Annotated in this window: 19 protein-coding genes and 2 pseudogenes; 5 read left to right on the top strand and 16 right to left on the bottom strand. The window is 66.7% G+C overall.

Annotation, left to right across the window (positions count from 1 at the left end):
• The first annotated feature begins 24 nt into the window (after positions 1-24).
• Positions 25-1,189 (top strand): annotated as a pseudogene (locus ACFWBU_RS18780) (IS3 family transposase).
• Positions 1,190-1,515: 326 nt separating this feature from the next.
• Here ACFWBU_RS18780 and ACFWBU_RS18775 read toward each other — a convergent pair.
• Genes ACFWBU_RS18775 through ACFWBU_RS18765 form a run of 3 tightly spaced genes read right to left on the bottom strand, consistent with a single transcriptional unit; the run spans position 1,516 to position 3,391 of the window.
• Positions 1,516-2,313 carry an ABC transporter permease gene (locus tag ACFWBU_RS18775; RefSeq protein ID WP_059384592.1) on the bottom strand — a complete coding sequence of 266 codons (798 nt, stop codon included), beginning with the start codon at positions 2,311-2,313 and terminating at the stop codon, positions 1,516-1,518.
• Complete coding sequence (locus ACFWBU_RS18770; protein WP_169619037.1) at positions 2,310-3,029, bottom strand: ABC transporter ATP-binding protein; 720 nt, start codon at positions 3,027-3,029, stop codon at positions 2,310-2,312. Before ACFWBU_RS18770 ends, ACFWBU_RS18775 begins: the two co-directional genes overlap by 4 nt.
• Positions 3,026-3,391 (bottom strand): hypothetical protein, encoded by a 366-nt coding sequence (locus ACFWBU_RS18765; protein WP_059384590.1) that lies wholly within the window; start codon positions 3,389-3,391, stop codon positions 3,026-3,028. The genes ACFWBU_RS18770 and ACFWBU_RS18765 overlap by 4 nt, the downstream gene beginning before the upstream one ends.
• 81 nt (positions 3,392-3,472) lie before the next feature.
• Between ACFWBU_RS18765 and ACFWBU_RS18760 the strand changes: the two genes are divergently transcribed.
• Both ACFWBU_RS18760 and ACFWBU_RS18755 read left to right on the top strand, forming a co-directional pair.
• On the top strand, positions 3,473-4,024 hold the full coding sequence (locus ACFWBU_RS18760) for a helix-turn-helix domain-containing protein (protein ID WP_059384589.1): 552 nt from the start codon (positions 3,473-3,475) through the stop codon (positions 4,022-4,024).
• Positions 4,025-4,578: 554 nt separating this feature from the next.
• The gene (locus ACFWBU_RS18755; protein WP_378528962.1) at positions 4,579-4,767 is read left to right on the top strand and encodes an SHOCT domain-containing protein; all 189 of its coding nucleotides are present in this window, start codon (positions 4,579-4,581) and stop codon (positions 4,765-4,767) included.
• 76 nt (positions 4,768-4,843) lie between these two features.
• Here the strand turns inward: ACFWBU_RS18755 and ACFWBU_RS18750 are convergent, their stop codons facing one another.
• The 3 genes from ACFWBU_RS18750 to ACFWBU_RS18740 are packed head-to-tail and all read right to left on the bottom strand — an operon-like array spanning position 4,844 to position 7,906.
• Positions 4,844-5,488 carry a hypothetical protein gene (locus ACFWBU_RS18750; RefSeq protein ID WP_378528961.1) on the bottom strand — a complete coding sequence of 215 codons (645 nt, stop codon included), beginning with the start codon at positions 5,486-5,488 and terminating at the stop codon, positions 4,844-4,846.
• Positions 5,475-7,022 (bottom strand): hypothetical protein, encoded by a 1,548-nt coding sequence (locus ACFWBU_RS18745; RefSeq protein WP_378528960.1) that lies wholly within the window; start codon positions 7,020-7,022, stop codon positions 5,475-5,477. Before ACFWBU_RS18745 ends, ACFWBU_RS18750 begins: the two co-directional genes overlap by 14 nt.
• Complete coding sequence (locus ACFWBU_RS18740; protein ID WP_378528959.1) at positions 7,019-7,906, bottom strand: ABC transporter ATP-binding protein; 888 nt, start codon at positions 7,904-7,906, stop codon at positions 7,019-7,021. Before ACFWBU_RS18740 ends, ACFWBU_RS18745 begins: the two co-directional genes overlap by 4 nt.
• A 134-nt stretch (positions 7,907-8,040) precedes the next feature.
• Here ACFWBU_RS18740 and ACFWBU_RS18735 point away from each other — a divergent pair, with 134 nt between their 5' ends.
• Positions 8,041-9,375, top strand: a complete 1,335-nt coding sequence (locus tag ACFWBU_RS18735) for a sensor histidine kinase (protein WP_378528958.1) — start codon at positions 8,041-8,043, stop codon at positions 9,373-9,375.
• Positions 9,376-9,380: 5 nt separating this feature from the next.
• Positions 9,381-10,031: a response regulator transcription factor gene (locus tag ACFWBU_RS18730; RefSeq protein WP_346765042.1), complete on the top strand. Its 651-nt coding sequence runs from the start codon at positions 9,381-9,383 to the stop codon at positions 10,029-10,031.
• 236 nt (positions 10,032-10,267) lie between these two features.
• Here ACFWBU_RS18730 and ACFWBU_RS18725 read toward each other — a convergent pair.
• The 10 genes and pseudogenes from ACFWBU_RS18725 to ACFWBU_RS18680 all read right to left on the bottom strand — a co-directional run.
• Positions 10,268-10,408, bottom strand: a pseudogene (locus tag ACFWBU_RS18725) (IS481 family transposase); the annotation flags it as partial.
• 1,195 nt (positions 10,409-11,603) lie between these two features.
• Positions 11,604-12,329: a lysoplasmalogenase family protein gene (locus ACFWBU_RS18720; protein ID WP_169651393.1), complete on the bottom strand. Its 726-nt coding sequence runs from the start codon at positions 12,327-12,329 to the stop codon at positions 11,604-11,606.
• Positions 12,330-12,382: 53 nt separating this feature from the next.
• Positions 12,383-13,516: a galactokinase gene (galK, locus tag ACFWBU_RS18715; RefSeq protein ID WP_378528957.1), complete on the bottom strand. Its 1,134-nt coding sequence runs from the start codon at positions 13,514-13,516 to the stop codon at positions 12,383-12,385.
• The gene (gene galT / locus ACFWBU_RS18710; RefSeq protein WP_378528956.1) at positions 13,513-14,664 is read right to left on the bottom strand and encodes a galactose-1-phosphate uridylyltransferase; all 1,152 of its coding nucleotides are present in this window, start codon (positions 14,662-14,664) and stop codon (positions 13,513-13,515) included. Before galT ends, galK begins: the two co-directional genes overlap by 4 nt.
• A gap of 4 nt (positions 14,665-14,668) precedes the next feature.
• A complete protein-coding gene (gene pyrE, locus ACFWBU_RS18705) occupies positions 14,669-15,208 on the bottom strand; it encodes an orotate phosphoribosyltransferase (protein ID WP_169651396.1) in 540 nt (179 codons plus the stop codon).
• A 108-nt stretch (positions 15,209-15,316) separates the two neighbouring features.
• On the bottom strand, positions 15,317-15,931 hold the full coding sequence (locus ACFWBU_RS18700) for a LemA family protein (protein ID WP_346765276.1): 615 nt from the start codon (positions 15,929-15,931) through the stop codon (positions 15,317-15,319).
• Positions 15,932-16,048: 117 nt separating this feature from the next.
• Positions 16,049-16,834 (bottom strand): SDR family NAD(P)-dependent oxidoreductase, encoded by a 786-nt coding sequence (locus tag ACFWBU_RS18695; RefSeq protein ID WP_378528955.1) that lies wholly within the window; start codon positions 16,832-16,834, stop codon positions 16,049-16,051.
• Between the two features lie 58 nt (positions 16,835-16,892).
• On the bottom strand, positions 16,893-18,356 hold the full coding sequence (locus tag ACFWBU_RS18690) for a flavin-containing monooxygenase (protein ID WP_378528968.1): 1,464 nt from the start codon (positions 18,354-18,356) through the stop codon (positions 16,893-16,895).
• Positions 18,357-18,691: 335 nt separating this feature from the next.
• Positions 18,692-19,360, bottom strand: a complete 669-nt coding sequence (locus ACFWBU_RS18685) for a hypothetical protein (protein ID WP_169619576.1) — start codon at positions 19,358-19,360, stop codon at positions 18,692-18,694.
• Positions 19,361-19,389: 29 nt separating this feature from the next.
• Complete coding sequence (locus ACFWBU_RS18680) at positions 19,390-20,334, bottom strand: hypothetical protein (RefSeq protein WP_378528954.1); 945 nt, start codon at positions 20,332-20,334, stop codon at positions 19,390-19,392.
• Positions 20,335-20,386 lie beyond the last annotated feature (52 nt).

The following is a 20,386-nucleotide window of genomic DNA, read 5'->3' as shown; positions in this document are numbered from 1 at the left end:
GGCACTGCTGGAAGGATGGACCCCGTGCCCAAGCCCTATCCGAAAGAGTTCCGCGACGACGTCGTCCGCGTGGCCCGCAACCGCGAACCAGGTCAGCACCTGCGGCAGATCGCCGCCGACTTCGGCATCAGCGAATCCTGCCTGACCAACTGGCTCAGGAATGCCGACGTCGAGGACGGCACCAAGCCAGGGACGACGAACGAGGAGTCCAGAGAGAACCGCGAGCTGAGAAAGCGGATCCGGTTGCTTGAGCAGGAGAACGAAGTGCTGCGGCGGGCCGCGGCGTATCTATCACAGGCGAATCTTCCGGGAAAATGATGTACCCGCTCGTCCGCGAGCTGGCCGCCGGCGGGATTCCCGTCGCGGTGACGTGCCGGGTTCTGGGGATCGCGCGCCAGCCGTACTACCGGTGGCTCGCCGACCCGGTCACCGACGCCGAACTCGAGGAGGCGTACCGGGCGAACGCCCTGTTCGACGCCCACCGCGAGGACCCGGAGTTCGGCTACCGGTTCCTCGCCGACGAAGCCCGCGATGCGGCGAGTCGATGTCGGACCGCACGGCGTGGCGGATCTGTTCGACCAACAGGTGGTGGAGTGTGTTCGGCAAGAAACGTGGCTCGAAGAAGGGCCGCTCCGGGCCGCCGGTGCACGATGATCTCGTCGGCCGCGTCTTCACCGCGGATGCTCCAAACACTTTGTGGCTCACCGATATCACCGAACACAGAACCGAGGAAGGCAAGCTCTACCTGTGTGCGGTCAAGGACGTGTACTCGAACCGGATCGTCGGCTACTCGATCAGCGATCGGATGAAATCCCGTCTGGCTGTCACGGCCCTCGAATCGGCAGTGGCACGGCGGGACTCGGTTGCCGGATGTGTGGTTCATTCCGACCGTGGATCGCAATTTCGCAGCCGGAAATTTGTCCGCGCCCTCGCCCGCCACGACCTGGTCGGATCGATGGGTCGGGTGGGTGCGGCCGGCGACAATGCCGCGATGGAATCGTTCTTTGCGCTGCTCCAGAAGAACGTCCTCGACCGGCAGAGATGGGCCACACGCGAGCAGTTGCGCATCGCGATCGTGACTTGGATCGAGCGGACCTATCACCGCCGGCGACGTCAGCTCCGGCTCGGCAGATTGACGCCTGTCGAGTTCGAGACCATCATGACCACACCAGCCACACAGGCTGCGTGACCGAATCTGTCACCGGATCGTGCAGCAGTCCCCCCGGATCCACCCAGCTCACAGCGGTCCACGCTCGTGCCTTGTACGTTGAAGCCGTGAACTGGCCTCTGGCGGCGGCGCTGCACCGGACACTGTCCCTGCAGCGCGACGGTTTCTGTCCGCTTTCGGTTGGAACTCCCCACATTTCCGCCCGCCCGTTGCCAGCATCGAGGTGATTTGCTGAGCGAGTCGGGGCGAGTCCTCGGGGAGGGCGTTCCCCAGATCGGTCGGTTCTGCGTAAATCCGGCGGTATCCGACCCGCCGGACCGCGCGCAGCACTGCTCAGCGCGGCAACGCTACGCGAGATCCCGCCGAAGCGGCGACACCACTGCTACCACCGAGGCAGCCGCCGCGTAGCCGAGGAGCACGAGCACGCCCACGAGCGGCGAGAGCAATGCGGGCACTCCCAGCGAAGATTCCTGGGCGACGGTATCGGCGAGGAACGTGAAGTCCATCAGTGAAGCAGTCGCGCCTCCAGGAAGGAACGGATAGAAGGCACCGAGTCCCGGGACGATCATGAGCGCAGGCTCAACAAGATAGAAATACCCGAGCGCGACTCCCACGGCCACGAGCTGGTTGCGTGCCAGCGCACCGATACCCATGCCGAGCATCGTGTAGATTGCGGCGGCCACAGCCAGGCGGGCAAGGAGTGTCACCAGGTCGCCGGCGGAGGCGCCGAGGGTGATTCCGCGCATGGTGGCGACGGACCACAAGGCGATTGCCGACGACAACGACATCAGCAGTCCGTAAGCGAGTCCAAATACGCTGTAGACAGCCAGCTTTGCGCCGAGCACCCTGCCGCGACGAGGCACCGCAAGGAACGTCGAGCCGATGGTCTGGTGGCGGTACTCGCTCGTGATGGCTACCGTGCCGAACAGTGCGGGTACGAACAGCAGCAGCCCAGCGAGGCCGATAGCGATTCCCACACCTTCCGAGGTGTCGAGAGCGGGCATCGGAGGCGATGCGTTCTCCGGGCCCACTAAACCGAGCAGCCCTGTGAGTCCGGCGCCGCTCGCGACGGCCGCAATCAGTGCCCACATGGGGAGACGGGTGGAGAACAGTCGCGTGAGTTCACCGCGGACGGCACGCTTCATATCGCACTCTCCCGGGCGATGAGTCTGAGGTATGCCTCTTCCAATGTGTCGCCTCGCGTCGTGAGTTCGAGCAGGGTGCCCGTCCAGACGATCTGTCCGTGGTCGATGAGCACCACGTCGTCGATACTGTTCTGCAGTTCACCGAGGGCGTGGCTGGAGATCAGGACGGTACCGCCGGAGACAGCGAAATCCCGAAGGAAGTTACGTAGCCACACAATTCCCGCCGGGTCGAGGCCGTTGGACGGTTCGTCGAGAACGAGCACGTCCGGGTCGCCCAGCAGCGCGGTAGCGAGGGAGAGGCGCTGTCGCATGCCCGTGGAGTAACCGCCTACGCGTCGGTCGGAGAACCGGTCCAGTTCGACCGTTCCGATTACCTCGTCGACTCGATCCGACGGGTGACCGCCGAGGGCGCAGAAGGTACGGAGGTGATTGCGGGCGGTGGTAGCAGGATGCGCCGACGCGATGTCCAGTACAGCGCCCACGGTTCGCGTGGGGGACGGAAGGTCGCCGTAGGCGATGCCGGCGAACAGCGCAATACCGCGGTCCGGACGGGTCAGTCCGAGCAGCATCCTTAAAGTCGTGGATTTGCCGGCGCCGTTCGGTCCGAGAAAACCCGTCACCCGACCCGGTTGGGCCGTGAAGGTGACGTCGCCGACTGCCTCTACCCGACCGAATCGTTTTGTGAGGCTGTCGACTTGGATGGAGACGCCCTTCATCGCACACCGGCCAGTCGGAGGGCTTCGGCGATCTCGTATGCGTCCGGGCTGCTGAGAAGCAATTCGTCGAACTTCTCATCGGCCTTGCGCCCACGAAGTCCGACACGCAATATCGGGTGGCCACGCTTCATCGAGACCAGCCGAGTGGTGCCGCGGGGGTGCAAGAAGGTGCCGACTTTCAGGTAGCCGGAGACTGTCAGGCCGGATCTGATGCCGAGAGTTTCCGAGGTCCATCTCGGCAACACCTCGACGCTCGAGATCGAGTTCAGCGGTACAGCCATGGCGGAATAGCGGACCACCGGGGCTTCCCATCGAGAAAAGGTCAGATGCAGGGCTGCTTCGTCGTAGATCGGTTGCGCCATAGCGTCAAGTCTCCTGTCGACGGTAAGCTCGTATCGATGTTGAGAACATTATCAGAGTGATAATAACGGCGAAAGGTCGCGATGGCGAGCAAATCGACAATTGCCGACGTCGTACTGCATCCTGTTCGGTTGCGGATTGTGCAGCAGCTCGGAGGTCGCCAGCTGACGACCGGCGAACTCCGGGCGGCACTGCCGAGCGTCACCCAGGCCACGCTCTACCGGCACGTGGCGGCACTGATCGACGCGGAGATCGTCACCGTCGTCGACGAGCGCCGCGTGCGCGGGACCATTGAACGAACACTCGCGCTCGGGGAACGCATGGCACACGTCGGGCACGACGATCTCAATGCGATGAGCGACGCAGAACTCCGAAACGCCTTCCTGACCTTCCTGAGCGCACTCGGCGAGAGTTTCGACACGTTCATCGAGAACGAGGATCGAAACCTGCGGAATTACTTGGGTTTCGGCACCACACCGCTCTACGTCACCACCGACGACCTCGCGCAGATCCAGACACGGCTCGCCGAGCTACTCGCGCCGTACCAAACCGACTCCGGCGGGGACCGCACTCGCATCGCCTTGACCACCGCGGTAATTCCCAGTCCCCCAACGATCACCGTCGAGGACGATTGAATCTGCCCGCAACGGTTCGTCAGGGTGCGTCCGGATACTCATCAGGTGTTTCATCTTGTTTTGCAGGTCGTTTCGATATTTTGGTGCTGGTCGGTGTGCCCATTGGCTGTGTGCGCCTCCTATCGCAGATTCCCACGACATCTGTACGGGGACAGGTGAGATGTCCGCTTCGTCACCAACGCCGACAGCGTGTTCCGATCACGAAGCGGTATGTCGAGATGCTCTCCGAGCTGCAGCAGCATCGCCCGTGTGGGCACCGAGCTCGCCCGTCTCCGCAAGCAGATGTTCGAGCAGGACAACGACATCGCGTTCTTGAAAGAGCGCCTCGGCATACTTGGACGCCAATCAACAGAAAGCAGAGCGGGCGCGAGTGACGTGCCACCCGATGCGATCGCTGAGGCAGCAGGTGTGGGCCGTCTCGCGGCACCGTCGCCGGCCGCGCCGAACTCGTGCGCCGGACCCGGGTGAAAATCGCGATCGCGCGGGCTGCCTGAAGAGCGACGAATCTGGCGCAATGCAGAGGCACACCGATGATGTTCTGGTACGCCAACAGCATGAACGGGTGGGGCTACGCGCTCATGATCTTCGCGATGATCGCGTTCTGGGTGTTAATCGTCCTGGCGGTGATTGCCGTCATTCGACTACTCGCCCGGACACCACAGCCACCCCATCCTCACGCCGATACTCCTGAGCAGCTCCTCCCACAGTGGTTGGCCCGCGGCGAGATCGACGACGACGAATAACACACACCTCGAGTGGCTGCCTGGTAGTAACCGTCCCTGCGAGGTGTGCATTCACTCTGGGTACTTCGCTCTCGTCTCAGCGAGGGTCCGTCATTGCGGAGACGGCGCCATCTCCGGACCGTAGGCGCACCGGGATCCCGGCGGGATCCTGCGGCACCTCGATGGTGCTTGTGCCCGTCGCCGAGACGGCGTCCACCGCGTAACCGCCCGGGCCCGTGACCAGCGTGACGTCACCGTAGCGGGAGTTCAGATCGACGGCGGCACGGGTGTCGGTCACCGTCAGATCGCCGAACTTCGAATTCCCCTGGACAACAGTCCCGTACGGTACGGCGATCTCGTATCGGGCGACGCAGGTGGGGCTGCCGACGGCAAATCTATCGGGGCAACTCGCGCTGATAATCAGACCGGACCCGTCGGTGTCGATGCGTTCATCGGGCTTGTCGCCGTCGGTGAACTCGAAGGAACGTCGGATCTCGATGTCGTCGCGGTCGGAGCCGATCACCTGGGCGCTCAGGGCCGCGGTGGTGACACCGAGTTGTTTCGCGCCCGCATCATCGAGATCGAGTGTGACGGAGGTGATCGCGCCGCTGTAGGTGTCGCTCCGCTGTTCCTGACTCGCGGAACCGGCGGTGCATCCGGTGAGTACAAGAGTCGAGAGTGTCAGTGCCGCAACACCGGCAGAGAGCAGGGATTTCCGGGGCAGGTTTTCAACGGCGGGCATGACGAATCTCCAGTACGAGTAGGGAGGCGGCGACCAACACAGCGCTGATGCCGAGAGAGAACAGTGGAGACGGGCCACTGAGCGAGCCGTCGGTGCGGAGCACGCCCATAACGTCGACGGCCGCGACCCCGTTGAGAACGGCGTACCAGATCACCAGGTAGACCGCCTGGAATACACGTGCGCCCCGTCCGATCGACCCGATCAGCAGTGCAAGGGCAGGGATCAACGCGGCGCCCGCAACCCATGCGGCTACGCCGGTCAAGTCCAGCGTAAGGAGCATCTTGACCAAGGGGCCCACACCGGCGACGGCGGCAATGAGCACACCTGCACTCCACTCGGCGATGAGGCGGATGCGCGGCGAGACACCGCACTCCACAAGGGGGTCGACGCCCTGTTCGTAGGTGAGCGTGCCGAGACGCGACCACAGCAGCACCGGCAGCAACCACGCGAAGAGCAGCGCGGTGCCGACGCGATCAGCGGGAACCGCGAGGGCCGCGACCGTCACGATCGCGAGCGTGAGCCACCACCACCGCGACACACTTCCGAGATGGATACGGACCTCGCCGATCAACAGCCCCAGGAACGCGTGTCCACGCTCGGCCGGGGACAGCCCTCGTACGGTCTGTGAGAACGCGGGTGTCGCCGACGGTCCCGGTGTTGCGGAGGACGGCTGGGTGGAAGTCCTCGATAGGGAAGTCTGCAGCCGTGACGGATCGAACCGAGTGAACCAGAACGACGGCATGACGGCGACGAGCGTCGATGCCGCGATCAATCCCACACTCGCTGCGACGAGGGTCGGGTCGACGTCCATTCCGGACCACGTGAACTGCCCGAGCGCTCCGGGTTCCGCGGTGAGCCCGATCGAGATCTCGTCGTCCATGCCGGGGTGCTGCGCGGCCAGGTCGGTCTGGAACCCCGCAGTGATCGTGCCGTAGATCAGCGGAATCCCAGCGAGGAACATCGACGGATACACGAAGAACCACAGGATGTTTCCCGCACCACCGCGCAAGAGCGGGACCGTCTCGAACACAACGGCGGCTGCTGCGGCCACCGTCAGGACCGGAAGACAGAACAACACGATCGGAAGCCAGAGCGCAGTCAAGTCGAGGCCCGTGGATTCCCCGCGGAGAAGCTGCATCACGGGTGCGATCAGAGCGAGTGCGGCAGCCATCGCCGCGAGCACCGCCAGGTTGCTCAGATACTTGCCTAGCAGATACATCGACGTGCGCAACGGGGATGCGGCAAGCGTTTCTCCTACGCCGGTGGCGATGTCGCGCGCGATGCTGCTGCGGACGACGTAGAACCCGAACAGCGGCAACCACAAACTGCCGATCATGGCGAGCAACATGCCGATGTACGCGCTGTCGTACAGTCCCCGGAACGATCCGACCTTGACCATCGCGTACGTTGCAGAGACAGGCGGGACGGCCACATAGCCGAGTGCGACAGCGCCGAGCACCGTCACCAGGAACGCGGGACGCCGCGAACGATCCCGGAAGTCTGCCATCGCGACGGCAGCGACAGCGCCTGTCATCGGATCACCCCGGCGGGCGCCATCGGGCTGTGGACCGCGTTGACGTACGCCTCTTCGAGATCGGGTTCGACAGGACGAGCCCCCGGCATCGGAGGTGTATGGGCGACCGCACGGACACGCACGCCCTGTGCTGTTCGGACCGTGCGGGTTATCGTCGCTCGTTGCCGGATCTCGGTCACGGCATCGACGGGAACCATCGCTTCCCACACCAGACCGTCCGCGGAACGGAGAAGCTCCTCGGGGGTGCCGCGCCTACGTAGTTCGCCGGCGGTGAGGATCGCGATGTCGTCGGCGATCGATTCGATGTCTGACACGATGTGAGTGGACAGGATGACGATCCGGTCGGATGCCAGATCCCCGAGCAGGTTGCGGAACCGCATGCGTTCCTCAGGGTCCAGCCCGACCGTCGGTTCGTCGACGACGAGAAGCTCGGGGTCGCCCAGGAGTGCCTGCGCGATCCCGACACGCTGGCGCATGCCGCCGGAGAACTTGCCCACCGGACGCGATCCGGTGTCGGTCAGGTTGACGAGTTCGAGCAGCTCGTCGACCCGCTCCTTGGCAGACCGCGTGCTCAGTCCCTTGACTGCGGCGAGATACCGGAGAAACTCCCGGGCACTGAGATTCGGATAGACACCGAAATCCTGTGGGAGGTAGCCGAGGACACGTCGGAGCGGCTCCGGCCGAGCGACGATGTCGGTACCGTTCCACGTGACCGTGCCGGAAGTCGGCCGGGTGATCGTGGAGAGAATCCGCATCAGCGACGACTTGCCGGCTCCGTTGGGTCCGAGGAGTCCGAGAACTCCGGGCCCGATCCGCATGCTGACGTCGGTGACGGCCTGTTTACCTCGATAGGTCTTGGTGACCTTGTTCAGCTCCAGTTGCATGACTACAGCCGACCATTCCGCCGGTGGTGTGGTCACTGGGTCCACGCGGCGGATCGGAGGTGGTGCCAGCACCACCTTTTCGACTGCACCTCACCTCCTCCCGAAACAGCGGCCGCGTCGATAGGCTCACTCGAGTGTCCTCTGCTGAACCGACCTCGGTGCTCGCCGCGATCACACGACGACGCTTCCTGCTGACGGGGTGGCTGTGGCGCTCGCTCGGCTATCTGCTGACCACTGTCCCGGTGGTGTGCGCGGTGGCGCTGCCGTTCGCTGCGTTCTGTGTCCCGTGGTTGGTCCTGATCGTGTGGGCGGGCGACGGCATGTATCCGCAACCGCTCGGCAGGGTGTTGTTCCTCGGTGTTCTCGGCGTGGTGCTGGTGTTCGGGCTCGGCCCGCTGGTGGCGATACCGCTGGCGACTCTGGAACGTATGCGGCTGCGTCTGGTGAGCAGCGATCGGGCGCTCTCGGCGCACCGCGCGCCTCCCGCCGCGGGTCTGTGGCCGTGGGTGCGCACCCGCTACACCGAGGCCGCGACATGGAGGGAGCTCGGATACGCAGTCCTGCTGCTCACCTTGGTTCCCGCGTTGTTGCTCCTGGCCGCGGTGATCGTCGGCCTCATCGTCGTGATGGTGGTAAGCCCCCTGGTGGTGGGTGACGGTAACGAGGCGGTGGCGCTCGGCTTCAGCCAGATCACGTCGGTCGATCAGGCCGTCCCCTACGCGATCGCAGGTCTGCTTCTGCTGCCGACAGTCCCGTACGTGATTGCTCTGATCGCGGGACTGCACGGCGCGCTCGCTCGGTCGTTGCTGTGCGGCGACGATCCGGACGCGCTTCGCGCTCGGCTTGTCGAGGTGTCGCGGTCCCGTGCCCGACTGGTCGATGCCTTCGAGGCAGAACGTCGCAGGATCGAGCGGGACCTGCATGACGGTGCGCAGTCGCTGCTCGTCAACCTCACCTTGCAGTTGGGCATGGCCAAACTCGACCTCCCACCAGATTCCGCAGCCGCGAAAAGCGTGTCGCAGGCGCATGACCAGGCCAAGGAATTGATGGCGGAACTGCGGCAACTCATTCGGGGAATCCACCCGAGGGTCCTCACCGACCGTGGCCTGCCCGACGCGTTGCGTGCGCTGGCCGAAGACTTCATGGCCCCGGTCGGCGTCACCGCGGACATCCCATCCCGCCCCGCCCGGGATGTCGAGGTCGCAGCGTACTTCGTCGTGGTCGAGGCGCTCAACAACGTCGCCAAGCATGCGGATGCGACGGCCGTCGCAGTGGCTGTCCGACGCGCCGGGAATCTGCTGGTCGTTGAGATCGTGGACGACGGCTGCGGTGGTGCGGATCCGGAACGAGGGAGCGGTCTGACGGGCCTGGCCGACCGGGTCGCGGCGGTCGACGGCAGAATGCTGCTGTCCAGCCCGCCTGGCGGGCCCACCGTTGTCCGTGTGGAGTTGCCGTGGATCGAGAACTGACTGCCGTGCGAGTGGTCCTCGCCGAGGATGGTGCACTGCTGCGCGAAAGCCTCGCCGCGATGCTCGAACGATTCGGGTTCGAGGTCGTGGCTGCGGTCCCCGATGCCGTGAACTTGGAATCGGCTGTCGCCGAGAACCGTCCGGACCTCGTCGTGACCGATGTGCGGATGCCGCCGGGTTTCACCGACGAGGGGTTGCGCGCAGCAGTGGCACTGCGACGAACCTATCCGGGGCTTGCCGTGGTGGCGTTGAGCCAGTATGTCGAATTGAGTTACGCCGACGAACTCATGGGTGCGGAAGGTGGGCGGGTCGGCTATCTGCTGAAGGATCGCATCGTCGATGTCGAGGAGTTCGTCTCCACTCTGCGTCAAGTGGTTGCCGGTGGCACTGTGATCGATCCGATGGTCATACAGCAGTTGTTCCGTCGCCGGCGGGATCCGTTGGCGCAGTTGTCGCCGCGCGAACGCGAGGTGCTCGCCTCGATCGCAGAGGGACATTCGAATGCGGCGATCGCCGCACAGTTGTTCATCACCGAATCGGCGGTCGGCAAGCATGTCGGCAACATCTTTAACAAACTGGTGCTGCCGCCGACCGACGACACGAATCGTCGGGTGCTGGCCGTCCTCGCGTATCTACGCCGGCACGAGCTCGGCTGAGACACATCCGACGCCCGAATCATCCGATGTGTTGATGCCCGGTCTACCGTCCGGGGCTCGCCTGCGTATGCGCAGACGAGCCGGCGATGACATCTGATGCCTGCAGCCAAGGGGCGCAGCTTGCGGCACAGATCCCCGTAGCACGCTTCGAGACCATCCCTGGCGCGGGCTACCTCGTCCCGGACGACACACCCACGGAGCTGACGGCGTCCATCATACGATGTCCAGCGACGTTGTCTGGTGACTAGCGGCTGGCCGCCGATGGCGGAAAGGGCTCGGTGGTGATTGTAGAAGTGCAGCCAGCCGGGCAGGGCAGCGTTGCGGCGCGCGGTTGATTCGTAAAAGCGTGCGTAGGCCCACCCGTCGGCCAGAGTGCGGACGTCCGCCGCGTCATGCTGCTCGATGGTCCGGCCATCGACGGCCTTCTCGATTTCCAGGGCCAGCGCCAGATCGACGGCGTTGCGGACCGCGGGCCGGGTCATTGTGATCACGCACAGCAGGCCGTCCCACTCGACGGTCAACGGGCTTGCGCCGGCGGGAGCGGCGTCGCGAAGCGCGCGGACCGTGGCCGCGGGTTCCGTCGTCCCGATGATCGGGATCTCGACCAACCTGATCGGGGCTCCGAGCAGGGTCCTCGTCGCCGCCTCGCCGCACCAGTTCGCAATCGGTGGTGCGCGTCAGCGCCCGCGGGCCGTCGGCGGTCAGCGCGCTGATGACCAGGGCATCCGGCGAGGCGTAGGCCTCGATTGTCGCCTACCCAATGAAGTCGGCCAGCGCAGCGCGCTGGCGGGGCCGGCGCACCCGCATCCCTACCTCGACCTGCGGGAAGCGGCAGATCGGCGGAGTCGTGGAGTAGACCGCCGAGCGCGTGCGTGGTCGATCGAGCCGACTTTTGGAGAACGCGTTGCCCCGTCACCCCTTGCAGTCGTCGTTGGACGAACTGGTCTCGTACCTCTCGGACGCACAGAACCCTCGAGAGCATCCATCAGAAGAATGCGCCCCTGACGGCCCCGCGCGTCAGCCAGGGGAGCAAACTGGTGCCGGAGCGCCGCCCGCCAACCAGCGCTCACTCAACCGCGCTGTCGTCGTCGCCGCGGTCGGAGCCACTGAAGCGTTCTTCGAGGACCTGGCGCTGGCCGCGGTCGCCGCTGACCCGAGCCTCGCACCACCAACAGACTGGTACACGATTGACGGTGCCCACGGAATGGTCCAGACCCCAGTCCCTACCACGTCGCCAGAATGCTGTGGGACTGTGTACCGGTACGACCCCCGCCCCGATTGAGACATCGTCGTCGCGACAAGCCCATCTGAAACCAACGGGATCGGCAGCGACGGGAGCGGCAGCAACTGGCGTGGCATCCGCACCACCTACCAAGCCCAAGCCGCAGCGGACTTGCCTTCGCACGCCTACTTGGCGGGAACAGCGTACTGAGTGATCCATCGATGGCAGAGGGCACTTCCGGAACCCGCCTCGACCCCAGACCTGTCCTCTGGAAGATCCTCGGCACTGAGCGCCATGGCAAGCCGATCCGTGTAACCGAAATGTGGCCATTTTGGCCAGATAGGATGGATTTAAGCGGAAGTTCGGCGCGCGAGCGCGAGCATTCCCTCGACGAGCAACACCTGAGCGGCCACGTACGTCACCAGCACGACGCCCTCTGCAGCGGTCCGTGCCCGCTCGCCCGACAGCACCGTGCGACGCAGCACGATCGTCCCGTCGGACACCGTGAAGACCAGTCCGCCCAGCCCGAGCCAGCTGCGGCGGTCGGAACCCGGCACCGGTAGCCCCGCCCGCCGCGGCGCCCCCGGAGCCAGAGACGGATCGCCGGCGAGGGTCGCGGTGGTGCCGAGTACCGCGCCGTAACCGGTCAGCGGTACAGCGACCCCGCGGCTGCGGGTGCCCAGCAGTCCTGCGGCACCGGTCAAGGCACCCGCCCGCTGCAACGCGACGCTCTTGGTCACCCGGGCACCGTGCCGTGCGAGCACCGTCGAGTACGCCGCCTGCATCACCGCGAACGAGCCCGCACCACGCAGGATCCGGCGATCCTCATCGGAGCGGATCATGAACACGTCGCCGAGGGTTGCGGCGGCCAGACCCGTGAGCAGCAACGCGGTGTCGACACGCTCGGTGTCGCGGGCACGCCGCAGCACGCGCACCGCGAGGGCCGGTCCGATCAGCGGTTTCGCGACGCGTTGCAGGCTTTCCCGGTCGAGTACCGCGCCGGCGACGGTGACGGCGGTCGCCGCCGCGAGAACCACGTGCTCTGCGCCCCACGGGCGGCGACTGAACCAACTCATGGGCGGCACAGTACCTGCCGGCGACTGCTCGTCCGTGTCGCGTCCCGCGTGCCTCAGCGGCAGCGGTGTGCGGCGCCGGCCGGTGCGGCCCGCAGGAAACCCGGGGCGGGGAACCCGTGTCGGGCCGCGGCCTCGGTGACCGCCGCTTCGATCGCCGCGACGCGCGTGAGTTCACACAGCACGATCGCCGACCCGCCGAATCCTCCACCGACCATCCGCGCTCCCAGTGCGCCTGCGCGTCGCGCGGCCTCGACCGTGGTGTCGAGTTCGAGGCAACTGACCTCGAAGTCGTCGCGCAACGACCGGTGCGACGCATCGAGCACAGCTCCGAGATCCTGGACCCGTCCGGCCCGCAGAGCGTCGGCGGCGCCGCGTACCCGGCCGATCTCCGTGACGACATGCCGGGCACGCCGGCGCAGTACCGGGTCCTCGAGTCCGTCGACGGAGGGAGCGTCACGCAAGGCGCTTCCCAGCATCCGTGCGGCGTCGTCCACGGCCCGGCGACGATCGCCGTACTGCCCGTCGACGAGACGGTGCGCGGTGCGGGTGTCGACGACGAGAATCGTCATCCCTTGCGCCTCGGGATCGAACGGAACATGTTCGACGGTGCCGTCCGCGCAGTCCAGCAGCAAGGCATGGCCCGCGCGTCCGCGCAGCGCGATCTGCTGGTCCATCCCGCCTGTCGGCGCTCCGGCATAGTCGTTCTCCGCGACCACGCACGCACGGGCAAGCCGGTCGCGGCCCGCGTCGTCGGTGGGCAGCCCGAAGAGCTCGGCGGCCGCCAGCGCCACTGAGGCCTCGAGAGCAGCGGACGACGACAACCCCGCGCCCACAGGCACATTCGACGCGATCGCGATGTCGAGTCCCTCGCATCCCGGCGGGTCGAGTGCGTACACGACACCCACCACATATGCGGCCCATCCCGCCACCCGCGTGCTCCCGTGCAGCGGCGCCAGGTCGACCTCGACCCGATCGAACCCCGCGCTGACCATGCGTACCCGGCCGTCGGTGCGGCGGCGTACCGCAGCCGCGGTGATCTGCGGCAGCGCGATGGGAAGGCACAGCCCACCCTCGTAATCGACATGCTCGCCGATGATGTTGACCCGGCCCGGCGCGCACCACACGCCGTCCGGTTCACCTCCGAACGACTCGGTGAATGCGCGTGCCGCGTCGTCGCACACCGTCACGTGCCCACCTCCCGCAGTCGGGCCGCGATGCGCTCCGGCGTCGTGTCGCTGATCCACGCCCCCATCGCAGACTCCGACCCCGCCAGGTACTTGAGCTTGTCGGCGGCGCGGCGCACCGAGAAGATCTGGCAGAACAGCCGGCCGTGTTCACGGTCGTCACCGATCGGTGCCTGGTGCCACGCGGCGATATACGGAACGCGGTCGACACCGTCGAAGAAGCGGTCGACGCGACCGAGCATGTCGCGCAGCAGCACCGCGAGTTCGTCGCGTTCGGTCTCGTCGAGCGCGGTGAGGTCCGGGACGTCGCGGTGCGGCGCGAGGTGCACTTCGATCGGCCAGCGCGCCGCGGCAGGCACATACGCGGTCCATGCGGTGCCCGACCACACGACTCGCGTACCCACACGCCGTTCGGCGTCGAGCACGTCGCGCTGCAACGACCGCCCCGTTCGCGCGCGGTGTTCCCGGGCACGCGCGACGAGCGTTGCGGTGCGGGCTGGCAGGAAGGGGTAGGCGTAGATCTGGCCGTGTGGGTGCTGAAGTGTCACACCGATTTCGGCGCCGCGGTTCTCGAAACAGAACACCTGCCGCACTCCCGGTAGGGCCGACAGGGTGGCAGTCCGCGCAGCGAGCACATCGACGACGGTGCGGGCGCGCTCGGCGTCCAGGCCGGCGAAGGTGGCGTCGTGGTCGGCGGTGAACGCCACGACCTCGCAGCGCCCACCCGCGGGCCGGCGCGACCACAGTCGGTCGGCACCGTCTGCATCGGTGCCGTCTGCATCGGCGCCGGACGATTCGGTGCCCGGCAGTTCGCTGTCGGCTCCGAGCGCGGGGAAACGGTTTTCGAACACGACGACGTCGTAGTCGTCTGCGGGGATCTCGGTGGCCGTTCCGGGCCTGCTCGGGCACAGCGGGCATTCGGCGACCGCCGGAAGAAAGGTGCGGTCCATGCGATGAGCGGCGAAGGTGACCCACTCGCCGGTGAGCGGGTCGCGGCGCAACTCCGACGTCGCCGCGACCGCCGGAAGCACTCGCCTGTCCCGGGTTTCGCGGGTCGCGGCCCCGGATACGAACGGCTCGGTGTCGTCGAAGTAGATCAGCTCGCGGCCGTCCGCGAGCCGCGTCACGGTCTGCCGGACCCGCGCCGCCACGGGGTTACCCGTCGGCCAGACCCAGGTCGGCGAGTCCGAGCAGCGACCGGTACTCGACGCCCTCGGCGGCGATGACCTGGTCGGCGCCGGTCGCGCGATCGACAACGGTCGCGACGCCCACTACCACCGCGCCGGCGTCGCGCAGAGCCTTGACCGCCGTGAGCGGGGAGTTACCGGTGGTGGTGGTGTCTTCCACGACGAGGACGCGCTTTCCGGTCACGTCCGGTCCTTCGATCTGACGCTGCATCCCGTGTGCCTTTGCGGCCTTGCGGACCACGAACGCGTCGATGGGGCGCCCCGGGGCGTGCATGACGGCCATCGCGACGGGGTCGGCGCCCATGGTCAGCCCACCGACGGCGTCGAAGTCCCAGTCGGCGACGAGTTCACGCAGCAGCGTGCCGATCAGCGGAGCCGCGCGGTGATGGAGAGTCGCGCGACGCAGATCGACGTAGTAATCGGCTTCCTTGCCGGACGACAACGTCACCCGGCCGTGCACCACCGCCAGCTCACGTACCAGTGCTGCCAGTTCGTCACGGTCACTCATTCGCGTTCCTCATCGTCGTCTCGCGCGGCCGTTCGTCGCGTCCGCGTCTGCGCGGCCGCCCGGTTGGCAGCGCTGCGTCGGCAACGAGCCTAGTCGCCCGCCCGGCGGTCAGGCGGCGACGGGATCGGAACCCGTGCCGGGCTTCGTTGCGAGCACTCCGGCCTCGACGGCCGAGCCGTCGGTTTCCGGAGCCGCGACCGGAGCGGGTGCTTCGAAGAGCGGGACGGGACCGACGGCCCCGATCTTGGCGTAGATCGACGTGGGGAACCGGCCGACCGCGTCGTTCAAGGTGGTGCCGATGTCGTTGAAGACGCGCACGGCGCCGGTGATGCGTTGCTCCCGCACGTCCAGTTCGCGGGCGACGCGCACGAACGGCCAGTGGGTGACGCCGTCGAGACCGCCGAGCAGGTCGTGCAGCGCCGCAGACAGCGTGTTCTCGGCGGCGGCACGCTCGGCGAGCCCGAGACGCTGGTCGCGCATCTCGATGGCGAGCGAACGGGCACCGACGACGGGCCGGAGCAGTGCGCGGTCGACGCCCGCTCCTGCCGACGCGGCGATGAGGGTGGGGATGAGGTCGTAGCGGTCGTCGAGTTCGTCGCGGAGCAGACGCAGGCTGTCGCGATAACGGGCGAACAGCGTGCGGAGGCGCTGCACACCTGCGCGTATCCAGAGCAGCAGTGCTGCCACAGAAGCCACAACAATCACCAGAGCCACAGAGGTCACGTCGAGGAATGTACCGACGTGGGTGGGTGGTGCGACAGAGGGATCCCGCGTGTCATCCCCCGCGTGTCCGTACCGTGATCTTCCCGGGTCTGTTTCCGCCCGGCGGGAGTACGCCGGTTACGTCCGCCCGCGGCCGTTGCCCAGACGCGCGGCGATCTTGCGCACCAGGTTCTGCGGCACGAGTCGCCCGGCGGTGGCGAGGACCTTGTACTGGATGCCCGGGATGCTCCGCACCTTGCCGGATTCGAGGTCGGCGAGCGACGTGCGCACCACCTTGTCCACGTCCAGCCACAGCACACCCGGGGTGGACGACATGTCGATCCCCGCGCGCTGATGGAACTCGGTACGCACGAACCCGGGGCACAGCGCCTGTGCCCGTACGCCCGTGCCGAGAAGTCCCCCGGCGAGCCCTTCGGTGAACGAGACGACGTACGCCTTGCTCCCCGAATAGGTGGACCCGCGCCCGGGCACCAGGCCCGCGACACTCGCGACGTTGATGACATCGCCCCTGCCCGCGGCGATCATGGGCGGCAACGCCGCACGCGTGAGCTGGACGACCGCGGTGACGTTCACGTCGAGTTGCGCCTGCAGCAACTGAGGATCGGCGGTCCAGAATTCGCCCGTGGTTCCGAAGCCGGCGTTGTTGACCAGCATGTCGACTCCGCGGGCGAGTCGCTCCGCTACCGCAGCGCGCCCCTCCGTCGTCGCGAGGTCGGCAGGCAGCACTTCCGAGGACGCGCCGGAGGTGCGCTGCAGTTCGGCAGCGAGGTCGTCGAGAGCGGACCGGTTACGGGCGACGAGGACGAGGTCGTATCCACGTTCGGCGAAGGTCCTCGCGAATCCTGCACCGATTCCCGAGGTGGGGCCGGTCACGAGCGCGACGGGACGCGAAGCTGAAGTCATGGCCGCCACAGTAGCGGCGAGCGCAAGAATCAGCGCGCCGCGAGACCGAGGGGATCGATCACCCGACGAGATCCTGCGAGTGTTCGACCGAACCGAAGACCATCGAGTCCTCGACCCTACTGATCCGGTGGTCGATGGCGTCGCGGTAGTAATTGTGACGGACCCGCCAATGCCCTCGAGTTCCCGACTTCGGCAGCGCGTCCGGCGAGCGTTCCACGTATCCGGCCTCGAGATCCCACAACGGTTTGGCGGTCATCGGCTCGGCGCCCAGGTGGGGATAGGCATGGGTGTAGCCGTTCTCACGCATATATCTGATGAGGTTCGCGACCGAACGCGCGGTCATATCCACCCGCAGTGTCCACGAGGCGTTGGTGTAGCCGACCGACCACGCGATATTGGGGACGTCCTCGAGCAGGTGGCTCTTGAAAACGAAACGGTCGTGCGGTTTCAGCTCGTCACCGTCGACCACCAGTCGCGTCCCGCCGAAGCCGAGCAGTTGCAAGCCGGTGGCGGTCACGATGATGTCTGCGTCGAGATGCCGGCCGGAGATCAGTCGCACGCCGGTCTCGTCGAAGCGTTCGATGTGGTCGGTGACCATCTCGATGGAGCCGTCCGTGATGCCGTTGAACAGGTCGGCGTCGGGAACCATGCACATGCGCTGGTCCCACGGGTTGTAGGTGGGGTTGAAGTGCACGTCGACCGGATAGTCCTCGGGCAGGTTGGCCGCCACGTTCGCGCGGATCATCTTGCGGCCCAGTTTCGGGAACCGGTGCGTGAGGTGCACGATCGCCGCGGTCTGCGTCGCATAACGCCACCGGATCACCCGGTGCGCCGCCGCGGCTGGCAGCAGCTTCCGGACAACGGGCACGAGGTATTGCTTCTGCTTGGCCGAGAAGATGTAGGAGGGCGAGCGCTGCAGCATCGTCACGTGCGCCGCCTGGTCGGTGAGGTTGGGAATCAGACTCACCGCGGTCGCGCCGCTGCCGATCACGGCGATGCGCTTTCCCCGGTAGTCGAGGTCCTCCGGCCAGTGCTGTGGATGCACGATCCGACCTGTGAAGTCCTCTGCTCCGGCGAACCTCGGGGTGTACGGCTGGTCGTAGTCGTAGTAGCCGGTCGCGAAGACGACGAACCGGCACCGGTAGGTCTCGTGACACTTCTCGTCACCTTCACCGACCTCGACGCCCAACGTCCAGGTGTCGGTGCCCGAGTCCCAGTCGGCGGTCAGCACGTGGTGCTCGAAGCGGATGTGGTCGGCGATGCCGAACTTGCGAGCGGTCTGCTCGATGTAGTCCCTGATGTCGGCACCTTCGGCCAGTGCGCCCGGCTTCGCCCACGGCTCGAACGGATAACTGAGCGAGTAGATGTCACTGTCGGACCGCACGCCTGGATAACGGAACAGATCCCAGGTCCCGCCGACGCGCTGCCTGCGCTCGAGGACCAGGTAGTCGCAGCCGGGATTGTGCTCGAGGATCCGGTAGGCGCAGTCGATGCCCGACAGTCCCGCCCCGATGATGATCACGTCGTGGAGGTGGCCGTCGGTTGCCGGTGAGCCGGCCGGCGCTGCGGCCGCGTCGGCGCTCGCGGTCGTGTTCGGGGTGTCATCCGTGGGGGAACTGTCGGTCACGTGGACCTCCTGATCGAGACGCCCCCCGGTGCTGTCATCATGCAACATTCGTCACCGGATGTGAGCTGAATCGCGTCCCGCTGTGTCCCCGAACCCTGTGTGTCCCCGCACCCTGGCGAGCCGTCGATCGTCCCAGCGCACCGAGGCCCCTGATCCGGCCGGTGCGGTGCACGAGTCAGTGCTGCACAGGTGCAGCGTGTCGTCGCGGTGGCACCGGCTGCCGAGAGATGTCAGCGATGGGTGGACGGGCGGCCCGGGTCGTGCTCGCTGCGGGCAGGCTCCCCGGATTCCGACGGTCCGGCAGGGGGCGGAAGCACGTGCAGAATCCCGGACAACCGGGCGACGGTCTCGATGGCCGAGTCCCATTCGCGTCCGGTGCTGCCCACGGGAATGGATCCCAGGGTCCACTCGCCTTCGCTCCACAGCATCTGCACGTGGTCGGGGATGGACTGCGTGAACGAGACCATGCGCTGGTCGCACACGCGCCGCGCGATCTCCAGATCGGTGGCGAACACGATGCGGGGTCCGATCGAACCGAGCAGGTTCATGTCCGCGTCTTTCGGGGGCGGCGTCGACTTCAGCCGCAGATCGATGTCGACGTCCGAACCCACCTTGCGGCGCACCGCGATGATCGTCGCGGTTTCTTCGATGTCGAACAGGGTGAAGTTCTCGCCGCGCCGGACGCCGCGCACCACATCGATGGCGCCGAGGTATTCCTGCTTGGCGAGCGCGGCGCGGTGCCAGTGGGACGGCAACTGGTCGTCCGAGGAGCTGTACTTGTAGCCCTGCGCCCGTGCCCAGATTTCGCGTACGCGCCCGGACTGCTCGCGCCGGGTCCGGTCGACGTAGAGCAGCGCGAGCGCACCGAGCAGCGCGACCGCGGCGAGAGCAAACCACATGAACGTCATCGACACGAAAGCCTAGCGTGTCAGCGACCCGGACCGTCGAACGACGGTATCGACGCGCTGACGACGGTGTCGGCGGTCATCCGGCCGGATTCGACGGGCGTGCCGGTCGCGATCACGGCCGAGCCGACCACCAGCGCGGACGGGTCGTCTCCCGAGAGCGTGATGATCTCGGTATCCGGAGTGAGCAGCACCGTGACGAGCGATCCGCCGATGCCACTGATCGTGATGCTCCCACCGTCGTTCGCGGTGACCGTACCGACCACTGCGCCGGAATCACCGATGATCTCACCGAGACCACCGGGAAGCTCGTCGAGCGGTTGTGAAGGCGTCGCTTCCGGAGACGGGCCCGGCGATACCGGCGCGGTAGGCGCGGGAGTGGTGAACGGGCGGGTGCCGGTGGCCGAATCGGACGTCTCGCTACGGCTGAGGAGGAACCCCGCGGTGCCGCCGAGCACGATGAGGACCGCAGCAGCGAGGAGCAGGAGCCCCCAGCGCGGGCCCCGGGGTGACTTCGGCGGTTCCGCGGGTGCGTACGGACCGTCGGGAGGCGACACGTTCGGCGGGTAGCCGCCGGGCGGCTGGTGCTGAGGTTGAGCGAACGCCTGCGTCGGCTGGTACGGCTGCGAGGGTGGGTAACCCTGCACCGGCGGATAGCTCTGCGTCGGCTGGTATCCCTGCATCGGCGGATAACCCTGTGTCGGCTGGTAGGCCTGTGCGGTCTCGGCATACGGACCGGGTTCCGGATATACGAGGGTGGGGTTGGTGACAGGCGTCCCGTACGCGGCGGTGGGATCGTCGGTGTGCAGCACACGGGTGTCGTCGTGTGCTGCATTCTCGGGCGCCCGGTCCTGCTGCGACTCGTCGTGCGGCGCAGCATCTTGCGACTCGGGGGCTGCACCGTTTTGCGACTCGTCGAGTGCGTAGGCCCGCTCCTGCGGCGTGCGCGGATCATGCGGCTGTGTCATAACCCCTCCCACAGTAGGCGTGCGCGTTTCCGGTAGCGAGTGCTACCGGAAA

This window comes from Rhodococcus sp. NPDC060084 (genome assembly GCF_042730335.1).
In the GTDB taxonomy this organism is placed as follows: Bacteria; Actinomycetota; Actinomycetes; order Mycobacteriales; family Mycobacteriaceae; genus Rhodococcus.
Note: the sequence above shows the minus strand (reverse complement) of the source record. Positions and strands in the feature narration are given on the sequence as shown.